At 37.9% G+C, this 20405-nt stretch carries 17 protein-coding genes and 2 tRNA genes; 13 read left to right on the top strand and 6 right to left on the bottom strand.

All coding sequences use genetic code 11. From position 1 onward, the window contains the following. Window positions 1-105: 105 nt before the first annotated feature. Both radA and QSG86_RS07970 read left to right on the top strand, forming a co-directional pair. Window positions 106-1488, top strand: a complete 1383-nt coding sequence (radA, locus tag QSG86_RS07975; protein WP_317030995.1) for a DNA repair protein RadA — start codon at window positions 106-108, stop codon at window positions 1486-1488. Between the two features lie 126 nt (window positions 1489-1614). After that, a complete protein-coding gene (locus QSG86_RS07970; RefSeq protein ID WP_317030994.1) occupies window positions 1615-2607 on the top strand; it encodes a Tim44-like domain-containing protein in 993 nt (330 codons plus the stop codon). Between the two features lie 477 nt (window positions 2608-3084). Here the strand turns inward: QSG86_RS07970 and QSG86_RS07965 are convergent, their stop codons facing one another. Continuing rightward, window positions 3085-4269, bottom strand: a complete 1185-nt coding sequence (locus tag QSG86_RS07965) for a S1C family serine protease (RefSeq protein WP_317030993.1) — start codon at window positions 4267-4269, stop codon at window positions 3085-3087. A gap of 360 nt (window positions 4270-4629) precedes the next feature. Between QSG86_RS07965 and QSG86_RS07960 the strand changes: the two genes are divergently transcribed. From QSG86_RS07960 to oxyR, 8 genes are all read left to right on the top strand, one after another. Beyond that, window positions 4630-5388 (top strand): Nif3-like dinuclear metal center hexameric protein, encoded by a 759-nt coding sequence (locus QSG86_RS07960; RefSeq protein ID WP_317032704.1) that lies wholly within the window; start codon window positions 4630-4632, stop codon window positions 5386-5388. A 283-nt stretch (window positions 5389-5671) separates the two neighbouring features. Continuing rightward, complete coding sequence (locus tag QSG86_RS07955; protein WP_317030992.1) at window positions 5672-6298, top strand: superoxide dismutase; 627 nt, start codon at window positions 5672-5674, stop codon at window positions 6296-6298. A gap of 188 nt (window positions 6299-6486) precedes the next feature. Continuing rightward, a tRNA-Asn gene (locus tag QSG86_RS07950) sits at window positions 6487-6562 on the top strand. A gap of 4 nt (window positions 6563-6566) precedes the next feature. After that, a tRNA-Asn gene (locus QSG86_RS07945) sits at window positions 6567-6642 on the top strand. Window positions 6643-6954: 312 nt separating this feature from the next. Further along, a complete protein-coding gene (gene rubA, locus QSG86_RS07940; RefSeq protein ID WP_317030991.1) occupies window positions 6955-7119 on the top strand; it encodes a rubredoxin RubA in 165 nt (54 codons plus the stop codon). Window positions 7120-7187: 68 nt separating this feature from the next. Further along, entirely contained in the window at window positions 7188-8366 is a 1179-nt protein-coding gene (locus QSG86_RS07935) for an FAD-dependent oxidoreductase (protein ID WP_317030990.1), read from the top strand. Window positions 8367-8415: 49 nt separating this feature from the next. Continuing rightward, the gene (locus QSG86_RS07930; RefSeq protein WP_317030989.1) at window positions 8416-9354 is read left to right on the top strand and encodes an alpha/beta hydrolase; all 939 of its coding nucleotides are present in this window, start codon (window positions 8416-8418) and stop codon (window positions 9352-9354) included. A gap of 13 nt (window positions 9355-9367) precedes the next feature. Next, window positions 9368-10270, top strand: a complete 903-nt coding sequence (oxyR, locus tag QSG86_RS07925; protein ID WP_317030988.1) for a LysR family transcriptional regulator OxyR — start codon at window positions 9368-9370, stop codon at window positions 10268-10270. A gap of 69 nt (window positions 10271-10339) precedes the next feature. On the opposite strand, the gene ppk1 is transcribed toward oxyR, so the two are convergent. Together ppk1 and mtgA are read right to left on the bottom strand one after the other, a co-directional pair. Beyond that, window positions 10340-12421: a polyphosphate kinase 1 gene (ppk1, locus tag QSG86_RS07920; RefSeq protein ID WP_317030987.1), complete on the bottom strand. Its 2082-nt coding sequence runs from the start codon at window positions 12419-12421 to the stop codon at window positions 10340-10342. 110 nt (window positions 12422-12531) lie between these two features. Beyond that, window positions 12532-13212: a monofunctional biosynthetic peptidoglycan transglycosylase gene (gene mtgA / locus QSG86_RS07915; RefSeq protein ID WP_317030986.1), complete on the bottom strand. Its 681-nt coding sequence runs from the start codon at window positions 13210-13212 to the stop codon at window positions 12532-12534. Window positions 13213-13320: 108 nt separating this feature from the next. On the opposite strand from mtgA, the gene QSG86_RS07910 reads away from it, so the two are divergent. Continuing rightward, window positions 13321-14130 (top strand): rhomboid family intramembrane serine protease, encoded by an 810-nt coding sequence (locus QSG86_RS07910; RefSeq protein ID WP_317030985.1) that lies wholly within the window; start codon window positions 13321-13323, stop codon window positions 14128-14130. 359 nt (window positions 14131-14489) lie between these two features. Here QSG86_RS07910 and QSG86_RS07905 read toward each other — a convergent pair whose 3' ends face one another. Both QSG86_RS07905 and QSG86_RS07900 read right to left on the bottom strand, forming a co-directional pair. Further along, window positions 14490-16970, bottom strand: a complete 2481-nt coding sequence (locus QSG86_RS07905) for an ABC transporter permease (protein WP_317030984.1) — start codon at window positions 16968-16970, stop codon at window positions 14490-14492. 1 nt (window position 16971) lies between these two features. After that, a complete protein-coding gene (locus QSG86_RS07900; RefSeq protein WP_317030983.1) occupies window positions 16972-17697 on the bottom strand; it encodes an ABC transporter ATP-binding protein in 726 nt (241 codons plus the stop codon). A gap of 72 nt (window positions 17698-17769) precedes the next feature. Between QSG86_RS07900 and QSG86_RS07895 the strand changes: the two genes are divergently transcribed. Next, entirely contained in the window at window positions 17770-18336 is a 567-nt protein-coding gene (locus tag QSG86_RS07895; protein WP_410487452.1) for an arylesterase, read from the top strand. A gap of 112 nt (window positions 18337-18448) precedes the next feature. On the opposite strand, the gene QSG86_RS07890 is transcribed toward QSG86_RS07895, so the two are convergent. Beyond that, complete coding sequence (locus QSG86_RS07890) at window positions 18449-19063, bottom strand: carbonic anhydrase (protein WP_317030981.1); 615 nt, start codon at window positions 19061-19063, stop codon at window positions 18449-18451. 308 nt (window positions 19064-19371) lie between these two features. Between QSG86_RS07890 and QSG86_RS07885 the strand changes: the two genes are divergently transcribed. Beyond that, window positions 19372-20394, top strand: a complete 1023-nt coding sequence (locus QSG86_RS07885; protein WP_410487517.1) for an alpha/beta fold hydrolase — start codon at window positions 19372-19374, stop codon at window positions 20392-20394. Window positions 20395-20405 lie beyond the last annotated feature (11 nt).

Below are 20405 nucleotides of genomic sequence, written 5' to 3'. Positions count from 1 at the left end.
AAAACCACTGTCATTCTCGCAAATTGATACCTCAACGAGCATGACTTTTATTTTGTTGATATTCGCATGTATGCTGTAACACAATTTCGTTAATTTTTATTGAATATGGCTAAAGTTAAAACTCTCTATCGTTGTGAACAATGTGGTACAGACCACTCAAAATGGGCAGGACAATGCACAGATTGTGGTGCATGGAATGCTTTAACTGAAGTCAGTATTGCACCTACACCGCATCGAGCACAACCTAAAATGGGTGGGGGTTATGCTGGACAAACAGCAACGATAAGCATGCTCAATCAAATTTCAGTATCCCAAGAAACACGTTTAGCAACAGGTATTGCCGAATTTGATCGTGTATTAGGTGGTGGACTGGTCACAGGTTCTGTTGTTTTAATTGGTGGTGATCCAGGAATTGGCAAATCTACAATTCTATTACAAACTGCCACGCATATGGCAACCTCTCAAAGTTCTGCATTATACGTCACAGGTGAGGAATCCTTATCACAAGTCGCTTTACGTGCACAGCGTTTAGACTTGGCAACTGACCAACTGAAAGTTATGGCAGAAACTTGTGTAGAACGAATCTGTGAAGTATTGGCACAACATCGTCCTGCTGTCGCAATTCTAGATTCTATTCAAACCTTATATACTGAAACCCTACAGTCTGCACCGGGCGGTGTATCACAAATTCGTGAATCAGCAGCGCTATTAACACGATTTGCAAAAAATAGTGGTACTGCACTTTTTCTTGTTGGTCATGTCACCAAAGAAGGTGCGCTTGCAGGTCCTCGTGTCTTAGAACATATGGTTGATTGTGTTTTATATTTTGAAGGACAGACGGATTCACGTTATCGTATGATTCGCGCAGTTAAAAACCGCTTTGGTGCTGTCAATGAGCTTGGTGTTTTTGCCATGACGGATAAAGGATTACGCGAAGTTTCCAATCCATCTGCGATTTTTTTAAGCCGTTATGATGAAGCTATTCCAGGTTCAATTGTCATGATCAGTCGTGAAGGCACTCGCCCTCTTCTGGTCGAAGTTCAGGCATTGGTGGATGATGCACATGGTCAGCCTAGACGTGTTGCATTAGGTCTAGAGCAAAATCGCTTGAATATGCTGTTGGCTGTAATGCATCGACACGGTGGTATACAAACCTCAGGTCAAGATGTATATGTCAATGTGGTCGGTGGACTTAAAATTACTGAAACAGGTTCCGATCTAGCCGTACTGCTTGCCTGTGCATCGAGTTTAAGAGGAAAAGCCTTACCACAGCAATTGGCAGTATTTGGAGAGGTTGGTCTGTCAGGCGAAATTCGTCCCGTACCGAATGGGCAAGAGCGCTTAAAAGAAGCAATTAAACATGGTTTTAAATACATTATTGTGCCACGGGCTAATGCACCGCAAAAAAGTATTGCAGGCGTCCAAATTATTGCGGTTGCAAGACTACATCAAGCACTGACAGCTGCAATGGATTTAACAGAATTGTAACATTCAGCACAATCAATATAACTTAGATCGTAACAAGTCGTAATAAATGAAAAAAAATATTGAATTTTTATGCAAAGGCTATATAAATAAGATATCCAAACAAAATGTATTTCATAGGAAAGTTTAATGGAAGTTCGACAGCGTGGTTTAATTGCTGGTATTTTAACTGCGGCTTTATTGGTTGCGCCTTTAACAGCAGAAGCAAAACGTGCCGGTGGTGGTAAAAGCCAAGGTATGCAACGTTCTGCAGCACCAACTCAGTCTTACCAACAACCTCGTCAAGCAACTCCGACCCCACAACCCGCTACGCCTGCTCAACAAAAATCAGGTCCTGGTGTGGGTGGTATGGTTGCTGCTGGTGTCGCTGGTGCTGCAATAGGTGCAGTCGCAGCTAATGCACTCGCAGATGACAAACCAGCAGCCCAAGCAGCATCTGATGCACAAAGCCAACAAGCAGCACAACCAGAAGAAAAAGGCGGTTTACCAGGTTGGTTGTGGATTGTTTTAATTGCCGCAATTGCATTCTTTTTATTCCGTAAATTCGGTGGAAAAAAAAAAGTAGCAACTCATAATCCATATGCACCAAACAATGGTGCAGCACAAGCACCCTTTGGGCAATCACCACAGGCTGGTCGCCCATCAAATGACAATACCAATATTTTTGGTCAAAATGTTGCCGGTTCATCTGCTGCTTCAACTATGACTTCAGCACCGTTTGCTGCAGCATCAACCAGCAGTGGTAATCAACTACCAGATGGTACTGAACCTGCCGCATTCTTACGTGTAGCACGCCAGCGTTTTAATCATATTCAGTCAATGAACAGTGCAAATAACATTACAGAAATTCAGCGCTACTTAACGCCAGATCTTTATCAGTCAATGTATCAAGACATCATGGCAAATCAAGATCAAGACGTTGCCGAATTTTCTAATCTTAATGCGATGGTGACTGAAACAGCCACTGAAAATGGTCAATATATCGTCAGCGTCCGCTTTACTGGTACAGTAAGTGAAGATTTAAATAGCTTACCGCAACCTTTTGCTGAAATCTGGCATTTTGTTAAACCTGCTGGTTCTAGCCAAGATTGGTTAGTGGCAGGGATTCAACAAGAAAACTAATTCAGCCATTCTCATCTACAAAAACCCAGTCATCTTAAGATGACTGGGTTTTTTAATTTTAGTACCACTCATTCATTTTACACTCAAGATCAGTTGATTCTAAGCCTGATATAGCAGCATCATAAGGATGTTTAGTGATCAAATAAATCCATCAATATAGATAATATCCGCTTTAAATATCAGCAATACGGTCATATTCCTGATTGATTGTTTAGACTTCTATGATTAATTTCTACCGCAAAGTGAATGGTAAAAATATGCGATATCGAGTTAAATAACCTTTTGATGTTAAATGGATCAATGTTCATTATTTTAATTTATTGATCATACAAAAAACGTCTAGCTTAAGGTAATCAAGCTAGACGTTTTGAGTTATGGCTTAGTAAACTAAGTTTATTTTTTTAAATCATGAAAAATAAACGTTTAGTGCTATTAAGCCAATATAAGATCAATTTTATGCAGTCGCATAACAGCTTATTATTCTGGTAAAGGAATATATTGCTTACCAGTATTTTGCTGTGCAACACGTTCACCAATTTTAATCTCTAGATTAATACGCTCATCGCCACGTTGTACCAATAATGTCACCGTACTATTTGGCTGCTGTAATGCAATATAGTTAATCAGATGTGATGGTGATTTAATCTCTTCATTATTCACTTTTAAAATAATATCGCCCGGTTTAAGACCTGATTGAGCTGCTGGTCCATTGGCAATAATGCCAGCAACTGTACCACCAGCCTGTGTTTTACCTGGAATATTTTGATCTGAATTATTCACTTTAAGTTGAATACCTAACCAACCACGAACAACACGACCATCTTTTAAAATAGAATTTAATACTTGTTGGCATACTTTTGCTGAAATCGCAAAACCAATACCCATTGAACCGCCAGATTGCGAAAATATTGCAGTATTGACCCCAATTAAATTACCGGCAACATCGATGAGTGCACCACCAGAATTTCCTGGATTAATCGCTGCATCTGTTTGAATAAAGTCTTCATAAGTACTAATACTTAAATCAGAACGACCTGTTGCAGAGATAATACCTTGAGTAACGGTTTGTCCCACTCCAAAAGGGTTACCAATGGCCAAGACCACATCACCGACTTCATTACCACTCAATTTAAATGGCAATACCGGTAAATTTTGTAAATCAATTTTAATCACGGCCAAATCAGTATCAGGATCTGTACCAATCACTTTTGCCTCAGCAGAACGACCATCATTTAATCCCACAATAATCTTATCTGCACGTGCAATAACATGATTATTTGTTAAAATATAACCATCTGAACGTACAATTACACCAGATCCTAAACTATTTTGATTCGGCCCTTGTTGAAATTGATCTGGAAGTTGATTACCAAAAAATTCACGGAATGCTGGATCGGTTAATAATGGATGCGTTACATTCTTAACACTTTGCGTTGTAAAAATATTCACAACAGCAGGCGCAGCGACTTTCACTGCTGAATGATAAGAAACAACCGCACCGGTACGTGTTGTATCCAGCAAAGGTTCAACTTTTTCGGCAGGTAATTTCACACCATCTGGAGTCACAGGCGCTTTTGGTCTATTGAGTTGCTGCCATCCAATAAAACCAATAATGACAATAATGAGTAATACCCAAGGTAACCATGTAAAGGTTCGACGCACAATCTATACCTCTGTAAATCTTTTAATTCGTTGATGTATCCGTAATTTATCGACTATTGTAAATAGAAATATCGATATAAGTACAACAATAAGCAGGAGTTTTGTCTTGCTTTAGTTACAAATTTTTAAAGTACGATCTTTATTCAGTTAATGTTTTATCATTCACTTATATTGTCAATCAAATTAAGGTTTATAGGGAATACAATAAAGCGGCTATATGTCTATATTATCATCAAAAAAATGACCTTTTTAGACTACAATAGATGATTTACTTAATATTCCTCGTTTTAGGGTCATTTTAAGGTCTATCGACCTTTGACCCATATTTCTACATTTACGTTAATTGCTGGTTGGGATGATATGGCTAAACTCGATGATATTATTCAATGGTGTAATCAAACGCTAAACTCTACAGAGTTTAAAGATTATACACCTAACGGTTTGCAAATTGAGGGCAAGCCTGAAGTAAAAAAAATTCTCTGTGCTGTAACTGCTTCTCAAGATGCAATTGATGCAGCGATTGCACAAGATGCTGACTTACTTTTGGTGCATCATGGTTATTTTTGGAAAGGTGAGTCTTATCCTATTACGGGTATGCGCGGTAAACGTATCAAAAGCTTAATTCAACATGATATTTCTTTAGTTGCTTATCACCTTCCCTTAGATGCACATCCGCTACTGGGCAATAATGCTGCATTGGTAGATTGCTTAGAATTACGCAATGTTCAAGCACTCGATCCAAGCGAACGTTATCCGATTGGTAATATTGCCGAATTGCAACAACCGATGTCACCACAAGCCTTTAAAGAGTTTTTAACTGAGCGTTTAGGTTTTGAAACCATTCATTTGGCAGCTGCAAAAGCACAGGTGCATAAAGTCGGTTTTTGTAGCGGTGCCGCACAAGATTTTATTGAAAAAGCAGCTAGTCAACAATGTGATGCATTTATTTCTGGCGAAGTCAGTGAACGTACCTTTTATCAAGCAAAAGAACTGGATATTCATTATTATGCTTGCGGACATCATGCAACAGAAAAATACGGTGTACAACGTTTAGCCCAAGCAATTGCAGCCGAGTTCAATATTGAATGGTGTTATTTTGAGCTAAATAATCCGATTTAACTTCAGCTATTCAGCACGACTTTAATCATGGCCAAGCGTATACTTAAACAGTCACAATTTTTTTAATGGTATCGATACAACATGAACTGCTGGATTGAATTTATATTCATCTTTTAAAGCACTGTAAATCGATATATATCTAAATAAGTTATAAGTTATGCCGTTATTCTATATTGTTTTATTCTGTATTGTTATTTAGAACTAATGCCCCATTTTCTATTAGAATCTATTACAATATGACGACTTAATGTTATAACCCAGCAAAATGCAAGGAATTGAAATCATGACAACGATTACTTTACCAGCTCTACCATATGGCTACGAAGATCTTGCGCCATATATCAGTAAAGAAACTTTAGAATATCATCATGATAAGCACCATAATACTTATGTTGTGAACTTGAACAACCTGATTAAAGGTACAGATCTTGAAGGTAAAACTTTAGAAGAAATCATCACAGCAACTGCAGGTGATGCATCTAAAGCGGGTGTGTTCAATAATGCGGCTCAAGTTTGGAACCATACTTTTTATTGGAACTGCTTAGCTAAAAATGGTGGTGGTAAGGCAACAGGTGCTTTAGCTGCAAAAATTGATGAAGCATTTGGCTCTTATGAAAAATTTGCTGAAGAATTTGCAACAGCAGCTACAACTCAATTTGGTTCAGGCTGGGCTTGGTTAGTTGCTGATAAAGTGAATGGCGAACTTTCTATTCTTAAAACATCAAATGCTGATACACCACTTGCACACGGTAAAGTTGCTGTATTAACAATCGATGTATGGGAACATGCTTATTACATCGATTTCCGTAATGCTCGTCCTAAATACATTGCGACTTTCTTAGAAAGCCTTGTAAACTGGGATTACGCCAATGCGAAATATGCTGGTCTTGCAGCAGGTGTAGAAAAATAAGTATTTAGCTAAGTTAAGCGATACTCAAAAAACCATCCATCTGGATGGTTTTTTTAACTTAATTCCCGCATAACACGCTAAAAAAGAACCAAAAGTAATGAAATTGGCCAATAAAAAAACATTTAGTTATATTTTCTTTTAATTTAGCTTGACCGGTTGATCTTTCCTCCCTAAAATGCGCTTCAGATTCTCCAATAGCTCAGTCGGTAGAGCGACGGACTGTTAATCCGCAGGTCCCTGGTTCGAGCCCAGGTTGGAGAGCCACTATTCTTCCATAGCTCAGTCGGTAGAGCGACGGACTGTTAATCCGCAGGTCCCTGGTTCGAGCCCAGGTGGAAGAGCCAGAATTCAAAAAGCCCAATCATCATGATTGGGCTTTTTTTATACATAAAAATCAGCAGAATAGAGTCATCCTATGAATCTGATCCTAAATATCAATTCCTGCATTGCTGAAACATAATATTTTGGATTGATCGATAAGAAGCGAAATATTTAAAGTATAATTTACATCATTAAACACTGATATTTACTTTACTTTAGCTCGCTAACTGCGTAAAAATTTACGCATTAAAGATCTGCCAAGCCATATCGCTAGCACACTTGTCTTTAATGAGGATTTTATTGGTTAATCTCAGACCAATTTTTTGGAGAATCACATGAAAAAATATCAATGCATCGTTTGTGGTTGGATTTACGACGAAGCTGAAGGTTGGCCACAAGATGGAATTGTAGCAGGAACTAAATGGGAAGATATTCCAAATGATTGGACATGTCCTGATTGTGGCGTGTCAAAAGCAGATTTTGAAATGGTCGAAATCTAATTGATGAATAAAGACCATCAATATGGTCTTTTTCATGCTTCATCCTCTTTAAAACCCTGGAGAAATATATGCATCCTATCATCATCATCGGTTCAGGTATGGCAGGCTATACTGTGGCACGGGAATTCCGTAAACTCAATACGGAACAAGAACTGCTCATGATTTGTATGGATGATGGGGTTAGCTATGCAAAACCAACACTTTCTAATGCATTTACGGCACAAAAAGCACCAGAACAAATTGCTCTCGCGAATGCGGAAAAAATGCAACAACAACTCAATATGCGTATTGAAACTGCAACGGAAGTCAGCGCTATTGATGCTATAGCACATACCATTTCAATTACCAAAAATCAATTAACAACCACGCAAAACTATTCAAAATTAATTTTAGCCGTGGGTGCTGAACCGATCCGTCTTAATATCACAGGTGATGGTGCTGATGATATTCATGTCATCAATCACTTAAATGACTATCGTAAATTTCGCCAGCAACTCGAATATTGTCAGGAAAAACGTGTCGTTATTTTAGGTGCGGGGCTTATTGGCTGTGAGTTTGCCAATGATTTACAAAATCATCAGCATCAGGTTACGCTCATCGATATTGCCGAGCAACCTTTAGGACGCTTATTACCACAACATGTCGCACAGCAATTTCAACAAAATCTTGAAGCATTAGGTATTCAGTTTATTTTCAAGACTACGGTCATTAATATCACTAAAACAGAACATCAGACCTATCTGATTACACTCGCGAATGGTCAATCATTGATTGCAGATATTGTGTTATCTGCAGTAGGTCTACAGCCTAAACTATCCTTAGCTCAAAATGCCATGATCAATACCCATCGTGGCATCATGACCAACAATAAACTAGAAACCAATCAAGCCGATATTTACGCAGTAGGTGACTGTGCCGAAGTCAATGGTACATTACTGCCTTATGTGATGCCAATCATGCAACAAGCACGTGCTTTGGCTAAAACACTGAATGGTGAGATCACAGATATTCACTATCCAGCGATGCCAATTGCAGTCAAAACGCCTGCCTCACCACTCACTATTTTACCAGTACCGTTAGACATTAACGTGGATTGGCAAACTGAAGTATTTGCTGATGGTATATTGGCCAAAGCAATAGATGAAACCGCAACATTACGCGGTTTTGTACTGTTGGGTGCAACGGCTGGGAAACAAAGACTTACATTAGTGAAACAAGTCCCCGACTTGATTCCGCTTCACAATTAAGGTTTTAATACAAAGGACGTTTGGAACGTCCTTTTTTAGGAAAAGTAGAATGAATAGCGCCTTAAAACTTAAGGACTCTCCATATACTTCATTTATGCAGGAAACCAAAGTTACGCTGAGTAACGGAATAGAGCTGCATGTTGAAATGGGGGGTAATCCTCAAAACCCAGCAATCTTACTGATTATGGGGCTGGGTGCCCAATTGCTTTTCTGGCCCGACTTTTTTTGTAAATCACTTATTGATCAAGGTTTTTATGTCATTCGCTATGACAATCGGGATATTGGCCTATCGAGTAAAATTTGCTATGAAGGGCCTCATTTAAATACCTTTAAAATGATGGGAAAATTTACTTTTGGTTTAACAAATCAGGGAGCACCTTATAATTTATACGACATGGCAGAAGATGCATCTTTATTAATTGAACAACTCAATTTAAATCACGTACATGTGGTTGGGGCATCTATGGGAGGTATGATTGCACAAATTTTAGCAGCAAAATATCCACATAAAGTTCAAAATTTAGCGCTGCTGTTTACCAGTAATAATAAACCATTTTTACCCTTACCCCGCCCTAAGCAACTTTTTAGTCTCATTGGCAAACCCGAATCTAAAGATAAAACTGCCATTATCAATCATACACTCAAGGTGTTTAAAACCATTGGATCACCTGGTTTAGTCAATCCACTAGAGGCCATTCAAACCGCAGAGAAATTATATCAGCGAAGTTACTATCCTACGGGCGTACTTCAACAGTTTTTAGCAATACTATGTACAGGATCTTTGCTACAATTAAATAAGCAGATACAAAAACCAACCCTTGTGGTTCATGGCGCTTGTGATCGTTTATTACCACCTGAACATGGTAAAGCTGTTGCGAAAGCAATTCCGGGCGCTAAATTTGAATTAATTGAAGGAATGGGGCATGATATCCCTCCGCATTTTATTCCATATCTTAGCGGATTATTTGCACATCACTTTAAATCATAAATATTAGGACACTATGGCTGCATTACCTTCCCTAAGACAGCTTTCATATCTAGTAACACTGTCTGAAACGCTGCATTTCACTGAAGCAGCTCGCCGATCGTTTGTCACCCAGTCAACTTTGTCTGGTGGTATTATGGAGCTGGAGCGACTTTTAGGCGGCGTACTCGTTGAACGTGATCGCCAAAATGTACGTTTAACTCCGCTTGGTGAGCAAGTTGTCGCTCGAGCCCGTGTTCTTTTAGCCGATGCTCAAGATTTAATGCGTTTAAGCCGTGAAATGAGTGAGCCTTTAACAGGTGATCTACATCTCGGTATTATTCCGACGATTGCACCATTTATTTTGTCTCAGCTTTTAGATGAAGTGCATAAACAGTTACCTAAAATTCAACTGCATTTGCACGAAGCACAAAGTGAGAAAATTGTCGAAAAGCTTGAACATGGCAATTTAGATATGATTGCACTCGCATTGCCGTTTGATACGCGTGGCTTAAAAGTAGCAGAAATTGCCAAAGAAAATTTATTTTTGGTCTGCAATAAATTAGATCAATCTTCAATTCATGCAGAAAGTTTAGAACAACTGGATTTAGCACACCTCATTTTACTTGAGGAAGGCCATTGTTTACGAGATCATACTTTAAGTGCATGTCCAATCGGAGAACGTAAAAACGATCATCGCTTAAAAGCAAGTTCATTACCAACCTTGGTTGAAATGGTTTCTGCAAATCTTGGTTTTACCTTATTACCAGAAATTGCCATTCATGCCAATATGATCAAAGCCAACTCAGATCTTGTCGTTAAACCGATTCATGCAGCACCAAGCCGAACATTGGCTTTAGTAACACGTAAAAGCACTCCGTTACAAAGTGAATTTGATGTATTACTACAAATTATGCAAAAAATCACAAAAAACCTCTAAAGACTGAATCAAAAAAGAGTCCGTTATACGGACTCTTTTTTTAATATTAAATATTCAGTAGCGACAAAACTACTTAATACTATCTAATAAAATTTTTTGTGCATTATGCAACTTTTGACCTTCTGCAGGTACTGCACGTAACCAAGTTCCATCACTCTGCAATAACCATGCTTGTTGATTATCCTCAAGATAATTAAGTAAACCTTGTTGATAAATACGTTTTTTCAATACCGGATCATCAATTGGGAAGCAGGCTTCGACACGATTAAATAAATTACGATCCATCCAATCTGCACTAGAACAATAAAGACGTGAATTCCCATTATTACTAAAGTAATAAACACGGGTATGCTCTAAGAAACGTCCAACAATTGATCGAACACGAATATTTTCAGAAAGTCCTAGTAAACCAGGGCGCAAACAACAAATTGAGCGAATAATTAAATCAATTTGTACACCTGCCTGTGATGCCTCATAAAGCTTATTAATCAATTGTAATTCAGTTAAAGCATTGACTTTAACAATAATTCTTGCAGGAAGACCTGCTTTTGCATGTTCTATTTCTTCCTCAATAAAATGGATCAATTGAGCATGAAGGGTAAATGGCGCATGAAGTAATTTTTTCAATTTAGCCATTTTACCCATGCCGGTAAGTTCCTGAAAGATGCGATGAACATCTTCACATAAGTCCTTATCAGTCGTCAGTAAACCATAATCTGTATAGATACGTGCATTACCTGCATGATAATTGCCTGTACCCAAATGCACATAACGTTCTAGTTTATTGTTTTCACGGCGTACCACCAAAATCATTTTCGCATGTGTTTTATATCCCACAATGCCATACACCACCACTGCGCCTGCTTCTTGTAAAACATTGGCAACTTCAATATTTGATTCTTCATCAAAACGTGCCCGAAGCTCAATAACGGCTGTGACTTCCTTACCATTACGTGCAGCTTCAGCCAAAACCTGAACAATTTCTGAATCGGGGCCACTACGGTACAAAGTTTGTTTAATGGCTAATACCTTAGGATCTCGTGCTGCTTCACGTAATAAATTAATGACCGGTGCAAAAGACTCAAACGGATGATGCAATAAAATATCTTGTTTTTTCATTGCACTAAAAATATTTTCAGCTTTTTTAAGTACTTTGGGAATCACAGGAATATGCGCATCATAGCGTAAATGAGGACGTTTAAAGTTAGATAAGAGTCGTGCTAAATTGACAGGACCATTGACCTTATAAAGCTGTTCTTCATCTAAATCAAATTCATCCAATAAATATTTATAAATATGTTGCGGACAATTTTCAGTCACTTCCAAGCGTACTGCACGACCAAAACGACGTGAACTTAATTCACCCTTTAAAGCTTTCGCCAAATCCTCAACATCTTCATTTAAAGCTAAATCTGCATTACGTGTCACGCGGAACTGATAACATCCGGTTGCCGTCATTCCCGGAAATAAGTCAGACACATATTCATGAATAATAGCGGACAACATCACATGATGCTCTTTGCCATCTGTGAGCTCATCTGGTAAACGTACGACGCGTGGTAAAGAACGTGGCGCAGGAACAACGGCCAGATCAATTTGGCGACCAAAAGCATCCTTGCCTTCTAAAGTTACGATAAAGTTTAAACTTTTATTTACTAGTCGTGGAAAAGGATGGGCTGGATCTAAGCTAATCGGTGTCAGTACTGGCGCCACTTGCTCTTGAAAATATTTTTTAACCCATGCAGCTTGTGCCGGTGTCAGTTCACCACGGCGTAAAAAACAGATATCTTCTTCTTTTAATTTAGGTAAAATTTCTTCATTTAAAATACGATACTGTCTTTCGATCGCAGCATGTGCGGTATAAGAAATTTGATCTAAAATTTGTTTAGGGGTTAAGCCGTCTGGACTCCGACTTTCATTCCCTAAATCAAGCTGTTCTAATACACCTGCCACACGTATCTCAAAAAATTCATCTAAATTTCTTGAGAAAATTAGCAAAAAATTCATTCGCTCAAGCAAAGGATGCAAAGGATCTACTGCTTGTTCTAAAACACGTAAATGAAAATCTAAAATAGACAATTCACGATTAATATAACGATCATTATAGGTGTATTCGGCCTGTGTTAAAGCTATCGTTTCTGCTGTATTCATAAATCACCTATGATTTTGAAAATATTCCTTATCTTTACTCAGTATGCTTTAAATTGATGACAATTGCATAAAAAAAAAGCCCAATTTTATGGGCTTTTTGCATCTTGATATCAATTTTGAGGTAAGTGACTATAACGCATATATTTTTGAATCATTCTCTTGCGATAATTTAACTTACGATCATTGCGATGATGTTGATAATATTTAGGATTAGGGAGAATAGCTGCTAAAAATGCCGCTTGTTGTGTGGTTAAGCTTTTGGCAGATTTACCAAAATAATATTGTGCTGCAGCTTCAGCGCCATAGATATGATCAGCAAACTCAACAGAGTTGAGATAAACCTCTAAAATTCTTTGCTTTGACCACATGCGCTCCATCATCCAGGTTGCTACAGCCTCTTCACCTTTACGAATAAATGAACGTTGATTATATAAGAATAAGTTTTTTGCCAATTGCTGCGATATGGTAGAACCACCTGCCACAACCTTGCCTTGATCCTTATTTCGTTCTAAGGCAAATTGCATGCCTGCCCAATCAAATCCATGATGATAAATAAACTTGCCATCTTCAGCAGCAATCACGGCATGTTTCAAGTTATCGCTCATTTCATCATAGGGCAACCATTGATGCTGGATTGGTTGTGAACGATCTGAAAAATAGGCAATACGCATAAACATCGTGGTTTCAACTGGATGAGTTCTCCACCAGACTAAGCTGGCAAATATCCAAATTTGCACAAGTAAGACCAGACTCACCAAGATTAACATTATACGAATAATAAAAGCCTTCATCTGGGAGACTTACCCCTCATTTAAAATAGCCTGATCATGTTAGAATTTACTTCAATAGAAAAAAAGTAGTTATTCACTTTTTATATCAATATTTTTAAGTCAGATGATATGAACAAACAACCGCCCACCTTTATTCAATCCAAACTGGATATCCATCTATGGTGGATGACGGCAAGTTTAATCACGATGAATGTTGGTTTATTTATCTGGGAAGTATTACACGGCCTAGATATCAATTCACCAACAACAGCAGATGCAATACGCTGGGGTGCTGATTTTGCACCATTGACCTTTTTGATGGAACCTCAACGATTATTCACCAGCATGTTTTTCCACTTTGGTTTGGCACATTTAATGTTAAACATGTGGGCTTTATATGTTTTTGGGAAAATTGCAGAACAACTTTATGGTCGTCTCTATTTTTTAGGACTCTATTTTTTAGCGGGGGTCATGGGTAGTCTGTTGAGTGGCTATATTGCCATCCAAGACAGTTATAGCCTATTACAATCCAGTTCAATTGAGCAAAATTTATTGCCATCTGTCAGTGCTGGCGCATCTGGTGCTGTGATGGGGCTGGGAGCATCATTGACTGTATTTGCTTTACTACCAGCATTGCCATCGGCACGATTTAGCTTAGATCGTAAAACATTAATCATTGTCATGCTTCTCAACCTTGCTATTGGTTTTACCATTAATGGTATTAATAATGCAGCACATATGGGAGGGTTAATTATGGGAATTATTTTGACCTTGATCTGGTATGTGGGACAAAAGCTCTCTTATCCACGATTGTTTGCACTTTTAGGACTATTGATTGGTATCATTATTTGTATCATCTTTTATCAATATTGCCTGCGACTGATTGAAAATCTATTGCCTTTTTGGCAACAACTGCTGCAATGGATACTCAAAAATTAATCCTAATCATCCTAAAGAGCTCATATCATCCTTAGCAATAGATGATATTCCAATAATTTTAATCCCTTTTCTGGAAAAATGTTGCTAAAGTTTCGCTTCAGTCACTGTTTGAATAATACAAAATAATGCACTGATCCGATGCCAATTAAAACAAGATTACAATCTGCGTGGAAGTTAACTTGATTTTATTCTTTTACAGAAAAAGTCTGATCTACGCTTCGAGTTAAAATAGATGACATCTTGTATGATTTAAAACACCTACAAATTAGCTTCAATATCTTTTGTAATATCAATGCAAATACATTGCTCAAACGATACCATACACCACTGTATCCGAGGTATATGGTATTGTCCTCTGCTTAAGATGGATTCATTTCTCTTAAACTTTTTAAAGGTGGAATATGTGTTAGATACCCCAAGCGATAACGTCCAATCACTGCACAAAGTAATGTCATCGCAAGAGGTAAAATTAACCATATTTCGCCATGCAGTTGTATCGGTAAATCCATACGTATACTGGCAATCGCACTAACCACTTCAGCAAATACACAAGATACAATCCCTGACAACAAGCCCATCAAACCAATTTCCAAAGTCAGCATATTCTTTAATTGTCGTTTGGATGCACCAAAAGAACGTAATAAAGCGATTTCTCTTTTTCGTTCATCCATCAATAAATTTAAACAAGCAATTAAAACCAAAATCCCAGAAATACTCACTAATAATGCTAAGAAACTAATGATTTTTGCCAAGACAGTCACCAGACTTTTGATTTCCTCTAAAATTAAACTGACATCAATAAATACCGTATTAGAGAATTGCTGAATGATCGGAATTAAGTGATTTTTTTGTTGAGGCGGAACATAAAAACTTCCTAAATAACTTCCCGCATTTTCATCCATTGTTTGAGGTGAAAAAATAAAGAAGAAGTTAGGACTAAAACTTTCCCATTCTACTGTACGCAAATTAACGACCTTGGCATTCAGTAATCCTTCAGGCAAGCTAAAAGTCAACTGATCCCCGACTTTAATTCCCAAAGCCTGTGCAGTTTCATACTCAACAGATACCTCGCCTGCTTTTGCCAAATGTGCTTGTCCCTCTACAATTTGGTTATTTTCAGGATAATGATTTGTTTGCGTCAAATTTAATTCACGTCGCAATGAATTATTACTTTGTATCAACTGAGCTGAAAAAGGTTGTTTATTCTTAGCGACTAAACGGCCTTTAATATTGGGATAAAGTGGGGTACTGCGCCAATGATTTTCTTTAATTTTAGCTTTAAAGTCATTTAGTTCAAAAGGCGGTAATCCATAAACAAATTGATTTGGTGTTCCTGCAGGTAATTGTTGTTGCCAGCGATCAATCAAATCATTGCGCAATACCATCAGTACAGTAATCAAACTCAGTCCTAGTGCTAAAGCGGTAATCTGAAAAGCAGTTTGATAAGGCAAGCGTATATAGCTGGCTAATTTAGATTTACCTGCACGAATTACTTTTAACAGTAGCCAAATAACTGCGTAAAGCAGACCACACAAGACAATAATCGCACCGATGACCAAAAGACTTAAAACAAAACGTTCGGTTAGAATCACACTAAAAATCACCAAGCTGAGTGTGCCAGTGACCAGCATCCATAGCCAAGTGCTAATTGATTTTCCTTGTTGGCGAATCACTCGAATAGGCGGTGTTCGCAATAACTGCCAAAGGCTTGGTAATACAAAACCCAATAAAACCATCACACTGGTAAACAATGCAATCGGTAATGGTCCGGATAATAGATCTAATGCAGAAAATTGTAATTGTAAATGTGGAATAAGCTGTAACATCAGTTGTAATAAAACAAAACCAAAGCCAATTCCCATCAATGAACCCAATAGCATTGCGATCAATATCACCACAGCCAATAAAGCCATATACGCCATTAAAATCTGTGATTTTTTCGCACCGATACAACGCAACAATGCAATATGATCTTGATTCTGCTGAACATATCTTTGTGCGGTAAGTGCAATCGCAATACCACAAAGTAAAATGGTCAAAATATTGGTGAGCTGTAAAAATGTATCTAAGTGTGCAATCGGTTTCATCAACCGAGTATTACCTTCACTGGCATTACGTATTTTTAAGCTGCTCGATGATGTTGATTTTTTCTCTTTGGTAACTGCAGTAGAATTGGCTTGTTGAAGCTGCTTAAAGTCATTTTCAAATGCCTTAATATGTGCAGCATCACCCGCCAGCAATAACCGATATTCAATACGACTCCCCGTTTGAATAGCATTGGTTGTTGCCACATCAGACTGTGCAATCATCACTGTTGGTGAAAAAGCGGAAAAGCCTAACTCCTGATTCGAGTCATGGGTAATTTTTGCAGCCACCTTAAACTGACCATCAGCAATATGAATATTGTCACCTATCTTGACATGCAGCAAATCCATCGCCCGTTGGCTTAGCCACACTTCACCCGGACGAATGCGAGCTTGTTGAGGCATGAGTTGTAATTTTCCTCTTAAAGGAAAAGCATCATCAACAGCTTTAACATTCACCATCACAAACTGATCTTGCGTATGTGCCATTGAACTAAATAGAGTGACTTTAGACTGTGTTAAATTTTGCTGTGCTGCCTTGGACTGCCATTTCTCATCAATGGCCTGCTGATCCGTCAATAATAAATCTGCTGCCAACATTTCAGCTGCTTGTAATGCCACTGCCTGCTGAATCTGTGTATGACTAAACTTTAATGCAGTAGTCGTACTAATGGCCAACGTTAACGCAATAATTAATAAATAAATACCGCTAGTTTTAAAGCTTTGTTTTAATAAAGGAGGAAATAGAGATAACATGTTATCCTCCTTGATCGTGTTCAATCAGTTGACCCTGTTTCAACTGAAAATGGCGCTGACATTGCCGTGCTAACTGTTGATCATGCGTGACTAGAATCAATGTCGTACCTAATTCATCATTGAGTTTAAATAATAATTGCTCAATCTCCTTGGCTGTTTCACCATCTAGATTTCCGGTAGGCTCATCAGCAAAAATAATGTGTGGTTGAGTGACTAAAGCACGTGCAATGGCAACACGCTGTTGTTCTCCACCAGAAAGAACCTTCGGCGTTTGCTGAGCTTGTTGTTGAAGTCCCACTTTTTCGAGTAAGGCTAAAGCTGTTATTTCTGCTGCTTTATAATTAAAATCTGTATGCAAGCGTAAAGGTAACATTACATTTTCTAAGGCTGTTAAATGGGGTAATAACTGGAAAGATTGAAAAACAAATCCAATATGTTTCAGGCGTACTTGAGCCCGTTGTTCTTCATTGAGTTGATGAATTTTATTACCGCATACGATAAGGTCACCGCTGGTTGCTTGGTCCAGCGTTGCTAAAATTCCCAATAGTGTTGATTTTCCTGAACCAGATCGGCCCGTGATGGCAACCTGATCACCGGCATAAATATCTAAGTTGATGTTCTCAAAAATAATAAGCTCTTTATGGGGGAGCTGGATCTTTTGTGTCAATTGTTGTGCAGAAATCATGACTTGTGGCATGATGGAGTGATCATTATTTAATGTGGTCATAGCATCCCTATGCGAAAGCGCAATTTTATCAAGTTCCAATGGGCATGTTGTCTTTTGTTCAGTATTGCCATAATGCCTACACTCCTTTATGCCAAAACCATTATGATTTTAGGTGATAGTTTAAGTGCAGGCTATGGGATTGAAAAACAACAAGGCTGGGTCCATCTTCTACAAAACCGTTTGAATCAACAGTATCCCAAACAGCATCGAGTGGTCAATGCAAGTGTGAGCGGTGAAACCACGAGTGGTGCTGTAGCACGTCTCCCTCATTTGCTTAAAACACATCGACCGAATATCGTTGTGATTGAATTGGGTGGTAATGATGGTTTACGCGGACAACCACCACAAATGATTGAAAAAAATCTTGCGCAGCTCATTCAACAAAGTCAAAAAGCCAATGCAACAGTGATTTTATTGGGGATGAAAATCCCACCCAATATGGGAACAGCATACAGCAAGGCTTTTGAAAATACATATAAAACAGTCAGTCAAAGATATCAAATTAAACTACAACCATTTTTTTTAAATGGTGTTGCTGGACAACGCCATTTAATGCAACAAGATCAAATTCATCCTAATGCTAAAGCACAGCCACTGCTCTTAAATAATACCTATCCTTATATCAAAGCTGCACTATAACTAGCATCAACATCTAGCTAAATAAAAAAGGTATTGAAAACAATACCTTTTTACTTTTAAACTAATGTATCTGTTTGCCTAGCTACTTGTTTTCGCTTATCTATAGTTCAACTTAAAAGTCATAAAAGTGCACTTCACCTGTTTCTAAAGAATACTCTGCACCCAAAATTTGTAATTTACCCTGCGCAATCAGATTTTCTAACACTGCCGAGCCATGGCGTAATTGATTCACTGAGGCAAATACATTAGAACGAACTGCATGTTTTGACAGTTTATCCAAATCATCTTTTAACTCAGTTTGCATTAAAATTTCAACAGAAGGACGAACACGATTCACGATCGACATCAAATTTGCAGAAGGTGGTTGTGATGGATTCATTAACACATCAATCGTAGAATGAATCGCGCCACAATGTGTATGTCCAAGCACAATCACAATTGGACAATTAAAACTTTCTGCAGCGAATTCCACACTGCCCACTTGTGATGGTGCAACAATATTACCGGCAACACGAATCACGAATAAATCGCCCAAACCTTGGTCAAATACCATTTCAGCAGGAACGCGTGAATCTGAACATCCCAAAATAACAGCAAATGGCTCTTGGCTTTCTGCCATTTCTGCACGTTCCGCGTGCGTTAAAAGCTTTGGATGATTCGTTTGACCATGTACAAAGCGTTGATTTCCATTCTTTAAACGTTCTAAAGCTTCTTCTGCTGTGAGCATGTTTTTCACCATTATTTAACGTTTTATTATTTTAATCTCTGATTTGCAGAATGTCACTTGCAAATAAAATAGGGATTACTTTTTTATCTATACAATAAAATATCTCTTTTTGATCGCTATTGTGCAAAATAGTTACATTTAAAGACATCTTAAAGTGAGATTAGGCAAAATAATTAATGATCTTTGTGAAAAAAATATTAATAATATAATCAACAACATTGTATTTAAGATCGCCATATTTAACAACTAAAAAACCATCAAATAAATCGTATATTGTGTAAAACTTAAGGATAGCCAAAATGATTCATATGATTAAAACAATAATATGCTATGGCCAAATATTTTGCCTAGGATCGGCATTAACACTCAGCACATCGCTCAATGCTCAAAATAATCATCTTCAATTCAATACATTCTCCACACTACATCAATATATTGATCATGAGCGCAAAATGGCAGGACTCAACAGTAAAGTACTCAAAGTAGGAAATATCACCTGGAAATATAACGAAGGTGGCACACAACAAAAACCAACTATCCTACTGCTACATGGCTTGTCTGGAAATCGTGATAGCTGGAACAAAGTCGCACAATATCTGACCCCACATTATCATGTCATTATTCCTGATTTACCCACAAATTATGATGCTCAAATTTCAGATACATTTGATGCATCAGTTCCTCATGTTTCTTCTAAATTACGTCAATTTGCTGAAGCTATCCATATTGAGCATAATTTACATATTGCAGGCCATTCACTTGGTGGTTCTATTGCAACCTTTTATGCATCACAATATCCATTTGATACACAAAGCTTATTTTTATTAAGTAGCGCCGGCATTTATAAAAATGCGGAAACCAGCTATGCACGCAATCCAGCGATGTTAAAACAATTGGTGATCAGGAAACCTGGAGATTTATCGTTAATACAAATTAAACTCATGCAATCCCCTCCCTCGCTATCTCAAAATATCCGTACAGCGCAAGAATTACGTCTCATTTCTCAAGCAGAAAAAAACTATCAATTGATTGATCAAATTATCAGACTCACACAAATTTATACACCTGAAAATTTTGCTCAACTCACACGAGGCATTGAAGCTCCTACTTTAATTTTATGGGGCAAACAAGATCAAATTATTAATTATGAAGTGGCCAATGAATTACAAACATTAATTAAACGTGCTGAAACACCAATCATATTGGATAATGTTGGCCATTTGCCAATTTCAGAGGCAGGACAATTGGTCGCACACTATTATTTACCTTTTCTTGCAAAGACACAGAACCTAAAAAATCCACTTGCTGATAAACTTATACCTTTAAATTAGCGGCTTAGAGT

The organism is Acinetobacter sp. SAAs474 (assembly GCF_032823475.1).
GTDB lineage: Bacteria > Pseudomonadota > Gammaproteobacteria > Pseudomonadales > Moraxellaceae > Acinetobacter.
This window is presented reverse-complemented; position numbering and strand designations above follow the sequence as displayed.